A 5,124-nucleotide genomic window follows, 5' to 3' on the forward strand; every position below is an offset into this window, starting at 1 on the left:
CCGGTTCCCTTCCTGACGCTCAATTCCGTGGCGCCGACGATCATGCAATACGGCACCGAAGAGCAGAAGAAGTTCTTCCTGCCCAAGATCGCCTCCGGTGAGCTGCACTTCGCCATCGGCTACTCCGAGCCGGGCGCCGGTACCGACCTGGCCTCGCTGCGGACCACCGCGGTGCGCGACGGCGACGACTTCGTCATCAACGGCCAGAAGATGTGGACCAGCCTCATCGCCTACGCCGACTACATCTGGCTGGCCGTGCGCACCGATCCGGCCGCCAAGAAGCACAAGGGCATCACGATGCTCATCGTGCCGACCGATGTCGACGGGTTCTCCTGGACGCCGGTGCACACGATGGCCGGGCCCGACACCAGCGCCACCTACTACCAGGACGTGCGGGTGCCCGCCTCGTCGGTGGTCGGTCCCGAGAACGGCGGCTGGTCGCTCATCACCAACCAGCTCAATCACGAACGAGTCGCCCTCACCTCGGCGGGTCCGCTGAGCCTCGCGGTCGCCCAGACCGTGGAGTGGGCACGGGAAACCACCCTGCCCAACGGCAAGCGCGTGATCGACCAGGAATGGGCCCGGCTCAACCTGGCTCGGGTGCACGCCAAGGTCGAATACCTCAAGCTGCTGAACTGGGAGATCGCCAGCCGCGCCGATCAGGGCGGCGAGGCCGCGCCGAAGCCGTGGGACGCCTCCGCCTGCAAGGTCTACGGCACCGAACTCTCCACCGAGGCCTATCGCCTGCTGATGGAGGTCGTCGGCCCGCACGCGTACCTGCGCCAGGACTCCCCCGGCGCCGCACTGCTCGGCCGGCTCGAGCGGATGCACCGCGCCGCACTGATTCTCACCTTCGGCGGCGGCACCAACGAGGTCCAGCGCGACATCATCGCCATGACCGCCCTGCGCCAGCCCGCGTCCGCCCGCTGATCCCGAAAGCCGGTATCTCCCCATGGATTTCACTCCCACCGAAGCCCAGACCGATCTCGCCCGGCTGACCGGCGAGATCTGCGCCAAGCTCGTCACCGCCGATCGGCTGCGCGAACTCGACACCGCCGCCCGCTTCGACGAGCAGCTCTGGAAGTCGCTCGCCGAGACCGGCGTGCTGGCCGCCGCGCTGCCGGAAGCCCTGGGCGGCAGCGATTTCGGCATGCTCGAGCAGACCGCGATCCTGCGTGAACTCGGCCGCGTCGTCGCCGCGGTGCCCTACCTGTGGTCGATCGTCCTCGGCGCGGGCGCGCTGGCGAAGTTCGGCAATGCCGACCAGCAGCAGCTGGCCGCGCGCGCGGGCGCGGGCGAGATCGTGCTCACCGCCGCGCTGGCCGAGGAACTGCGCGCCACCACCGACGCACCCGGGATCGTCGCCCAGGCCGCCGGCGCCGGATGGACGCTCACCGGTACCGCGACCACGGTCGCCGTCGCCGATCGCGCCGAACGAATCCTGGTGCCCGCCATCACCTCTACCGGTGTCGGCGTGTTCGTGGTCGATCCGGAGCACGCTTCGGTCACCCGCACCGCCCAGCAGGTCGTCGACCTGAGCCCCGAGTTCGCCGTCGACCTCGCCGCCACCCCGGCCGAACTGCTCGGCAGCATCGAGGCGGGCGCCGACATCCTCACCTGGCTGCGCGAACACGCCTGGCTCGGCCTCTCGGCCCTGCAACTCGGCACGCTGGAGCGCGCACTCGAGCTGACCGCCGAGCACACCCGTACCCGCGAGCAGTTCGGCAAGCCGATCGGCTCGTTCCAGTCGGTCGCCCAGCGCCTGTCCGACGCCTACATCGACATCGGTGGCCTTCGCCTCACCGTCACCCAGGGCGCCTGGCGCCTGTCGGAGGACCTGCCCGCCGCCGAGGCCATCCATATCGCCAAGTTCTGGGCAGCCGAAGCGGGCCACAAGGTCGCCCACACCGTGGTCCACGTCCACGGCGGCCTCGGCATCGACCGCGACCACATCACCCACAACTACTTCACCGCCGCCAAGCACCACGAATTCGCCCTCGGCGGCGCAACTCCCCACCTCCTCGCCCTCGGCGCGGAACTGGCGAACTAACTCTTGGCCGACAGTTCGTACGAACTGTCGGCCAAGATGTACAATTCAAAGCATGACTGCAGCCCCCTCGCCCGAGAACTGGGAACTCCCGGTAAGTGAAGCCAGGGAGCGCCTCGCCGAGGTGATTGCGGCCGCCGAGAGCGGCACCGTCGTGCACTTGACCCGTCATGGCCGCCGCGTAGCGGCCGTGGTGCCGGATTCGATGGCCGAGACCGCAAACAGCCAAGTCCGCGCACTATCGCGACAATTCGCCGAGCGTCACAGGAGCCTGCTCGACAGGCTCGCCGAGTGAGCGAAGCGGAGATCTACTACCTCACGGTCGCCGACCTGCGAGCAATCGCCGAGGATGTGGCAGGGCCGTACGTCGTACGCGACGCGGGACTGCTCGCCTCGGCGGCCGCGCGCCCGGCAACCACCGTGTTCGGGACCGACGCCTACCCAGGCATCTGGGAGAAGTCCGCAGCGCTCCTGCATTCGATCGCAGCCAACCACCCACTCGTCGACGGCAACAAGCGTCTTGCCATCGCTGGCGCGATCGTCTTCCTGGCCTACAACGGCATCGACACGAGCTCTCTCGACGAAGACCTCACGTACAACCTCATGATCGACGTCGCCAGTGGCGCAGTGATCGATGTTCCCGAGATCGCATCCCGTCTCGCTACCGCTTTGAAGCACTGATTACCGGTTCTCACCGACTCTTGACGCCGTAGGCCGGCCGCGCCTCAAATGGCGTCGCAAGGCACCGATGCACTCCTGCCTACCGATGGAGATCCAACCCCGAAGTCAGGTAGCGCTGCAGGGTGGGGGCGAGGTCGGTGACGATCTGCTGTGGCGTAAGCGCGACTACCGGCGGCAGCCGCAGGACGTACCGACACAGGGCCAGGCCCAGGAGTTGAGTGACGATAAGCGCGGCACGACGCGGGGCGTCTGCGGGGGTGCCGAAGCGGAGGACGGCGGGCAGGACCTGGTCGGCGAAGATCTCGCGGAAGCGGGCCGCGACCGCCTCGTCGGTGATCGAAGAGCGGAGCAGGATCAGCAGAACGGTGTTGTCGTTGCCCTCCCAGATCTCGAGGAAGCGGCGGATCATCAACTCGCCCATGGCGTTCGGGTCGGCGGCACTCAGGTCGGGGAGGTCCAGGTCGATCTGAGCGGCGGCGGCGAAGAGGCCGTCCTTGCTGCCGAAATAGCGCATCACCATCGACGGGTCGATCTCGGCGTCTGCGGCGATCGCGCGGATCGTGGCTTTGGCGTAGCCGTCGGCGGCGAAGCGGGCGCGGGCGGCCTCGAGGATGGCGGCCTTCGTTGCGTCGGAACGACGGGCGGGAATCTCCTGGTCAGGCATGTCAACAATTGTAGGCCAACAACTGTTGACTTTCATCCGTGAGCGGGTTTACCGTTATGCCTACAAGCGTTGGCAAACAAGCGTTGACCAGGAGTCGAAATGCCCGCCACCTCACTTCCCGAAGCCACCTCCGTCGTCATCGTCGGCGCGGGTCCCGCCGGGCTCACCGCCGCGATCGTGCTCGCCGAAGCCGGCGTCGACCATGTGCTCATCGATCGACTCGGCGAGGGCGCCAACACTTCTCGGGCCGCGGTGGTGCACGCCAGGACACTCGAGGTGCTCGACGGGCTCGGCATCACGAGCAAGCTCGTCGAACTCGGAATCCAGGTGCCCACCTTCAAGCTCCACGACGGCGCGAAGACGTTGGCCACCATCGAGTTCGGCGATCTCCCCACCGCCTTCCCGTACACGCTGATGGTGCCGCAGGACGTCACCGAGCAGGTGCTCCTGGACCGGCTGCACGAGCTGGGCGGCACGGTGCACCGGCCGCTCACCGTCACCCGGGTCAGCGACGAGAACGACAGCGTCACTGTCGAATACGTCGACGAGAACGACCAGCGCGGCGAGATCGAGGCCGACTATGTCATCGGCGCCGACGGCATGCACAGCGTCGTGCGCGAGCAAGCGGGCATCGGCTTCACGGGCGATACCTACCCCGCCTCCTTCGTCCTCGCCGACGTCCGCATGAGCTGGCCTACCCCGCGTTCGGAAGTGTCGCTGCACCTCTCCCCCGAAGGCGTCACCGTGGTCGCGCCCCTCCCCGACGACGCGCACAACCGGTACCGCGTCGTCGCCACCGTCGACGACGCCCCGGAACACCCCACCCGCACCGATATCCAGACCCTGCTGAACACCCGCGGCCCAGCGGGCGAGATCCATGTGGACGAGGTGCTGTGGAGCTCCCGATTCCGGGTCCACCACCGCGTAGCCGACCACTACCGCGCAGGCCGCGTCCTCCTCGCGGGCGACGCCGCCCACGTCCACAGCCCCGCAGGCGGCCAGGGCATGAACACCGGCATCCAGGACGCGGCACTCCTGGGCTCTCTGCTGGCGAAAGTCGACGCAGGCGAACCGGATTCGATTCTCGACACCTACGAAACCACCCGCAGGCCCATCGCCCTCGACGTCGTCGCCTTCACCCACCGCATGACCTCGATGGCGACCCTCCAGTCCGCCCCGGCACGCACCGCCCGCAACACCGCCTTCCGCCTGCTCACCCGCATCCCCGCGGTCCGTGCCAAGCTGGCCTACCAACTCTCCGAACTCGGCAACCGCTGACCGGAACCCGTTTCCCCACCACCGATTCCGAACACGACGAAAGCCCGCCCGGCGACGCTGCCGGGCGGGCTTGTTCGTATCGTGCGGGTACTACGCCGAGCCTGCCTCCGCGTGCTCGTCCGCAGGCCGCTCATCGGTCTGCGACTTGGCCCAGCGGTAGTCCGGCTTGCCCGCGGGCGAGCGCTTGATCTCGTCGACGAACCACAGGCTGCGTGGCTGCTTGTACGACGCGATCTCCTGGGCCAGTACCGGTTTCAGGTCGGCCAGGGTGGGGCGGTTCTCGCCACGACACTGGACGACGGCGACGACACGCTGGCCCCAGCGGGCGTCCTCGACCCCGACCACCAGCGCGTCGAAGATCTCGGGGTGCGCCTTGAGGGCGCCCTCCACCTCTTCGGGGTAGATCTTCTCGCCACCACTGTTGATGCTCACCGAACCACGGCCGAGCATGGTG

The 5,124-nt window shown here is 68.0% G+C and carries 6 protein-coding genes and 1 pseudogene; 5 read left to right on the forward strand and 2 right to left on the reverse strand.

All coding sequences use genetic code 11. The features are described 5' to 3' along the window. The 4 genes from ACFWF3_RS23560 to ACFWF3_RS23575 form a co-directional block, all read left to right on the forward strand. The coding region (locus ACFWF3_RS23560) for an acyl-CoA dehydrogenase family protein (protein ID WP_379315297.1) at positions 1–930 on the forward strand (930 nt) is incomplete at its 5' end. A 22-nt stretch (positions 931–952) separates the two neighbouring features. Beyond that, complete coding sequence (locus ACFWF3_RS23565) at positions 953–2,050, forward strand: acyl-CoA dehydrogenase family protein (protein WP_378990640.1); 1,098 nt, start codon at positions 953–955, stop codon at positions 2,048–2,050. 52 nt (positions 2,051–2,102) lie between these two features. Further along, entirely contained in the window at positions 2,103–2,342 is a 240-nt protein-coding gene (locus ACFWF3_RS23570; protein WP_378990641.1) for a type II toxin-antitoxin system Phd/YefM family antitoxin, read from the forward strand. Further along, positions 2,339–2,728 carry a type II toxin-antitoxin system death-on-curing family toxin gene (locus ACFWF3_RS23575; protein ID WP_379315298.1) on the forward strand — a complete coding sequence of 130 codons (390 nt, stop codon included), beginning with the start codon at positions 2,339–2,341 and terminating at the stop codon, positions 2,726–2,728. Before ACFWF3_RS23570 ends, ACFWF3_RS23575 begins: the two co-directional genes overlap by 4 nt. 79 nt (positions 2,729–2,807) lie before the next feature. On the opposite strand, the gene ACFWF3_RS23580 is transcribed toward ACFWF3_RS23575, so the two are convergent. Continuing rightward, a complete protein-coding gene (locus tag ACFWF3_RS23580) occupies positions 2,808–3,392 on the reverse strand; it encodes a TetR family transcriptional regulator (RefSeq protein WP_379315299.1) in 585 nt (194 codons plus the stop codon). Positions 3,393–3,491: 99 nt separating this feature from the next. On the opposite strand from ACFWF3_RS23580, the gene ACFWF3_RS23585 reads away from it, so the two are divergent. Continuing rightward, positions 3,492–4,670, forward strand: a complete 1,179-nt coding sequence (locus tag ACFWF3_RS23585; RefSeq protein ID WP_379315300.1) for an FAD-dependent oxidoreductase — start codon at positions 3,492–3,494, stop codon at positions 4,668–4,670. A 90-nt stretch (positions 4,671–4,760) separates the two neighbouring features. Here the strand turns inward: ACFWF3_RS23585 and ACFWF3_RS23590 are convergent. Next, positions 4,761–5,124: pseudogene (locus ACFWF3_RS23590) on the reverse strand (acyl-CoA synthetase); the annotation flags it as partial.

The sequence above is a fragment of the Nocardia sp. NPDC060220 genome, assembly GCF_042727815.1.
Classification (GTDB): domain Bacteria; phylum Actinomycetota; class Actinomycetes; order Mycobacteriales; family Mycobacteriaceae; genus Nocardia.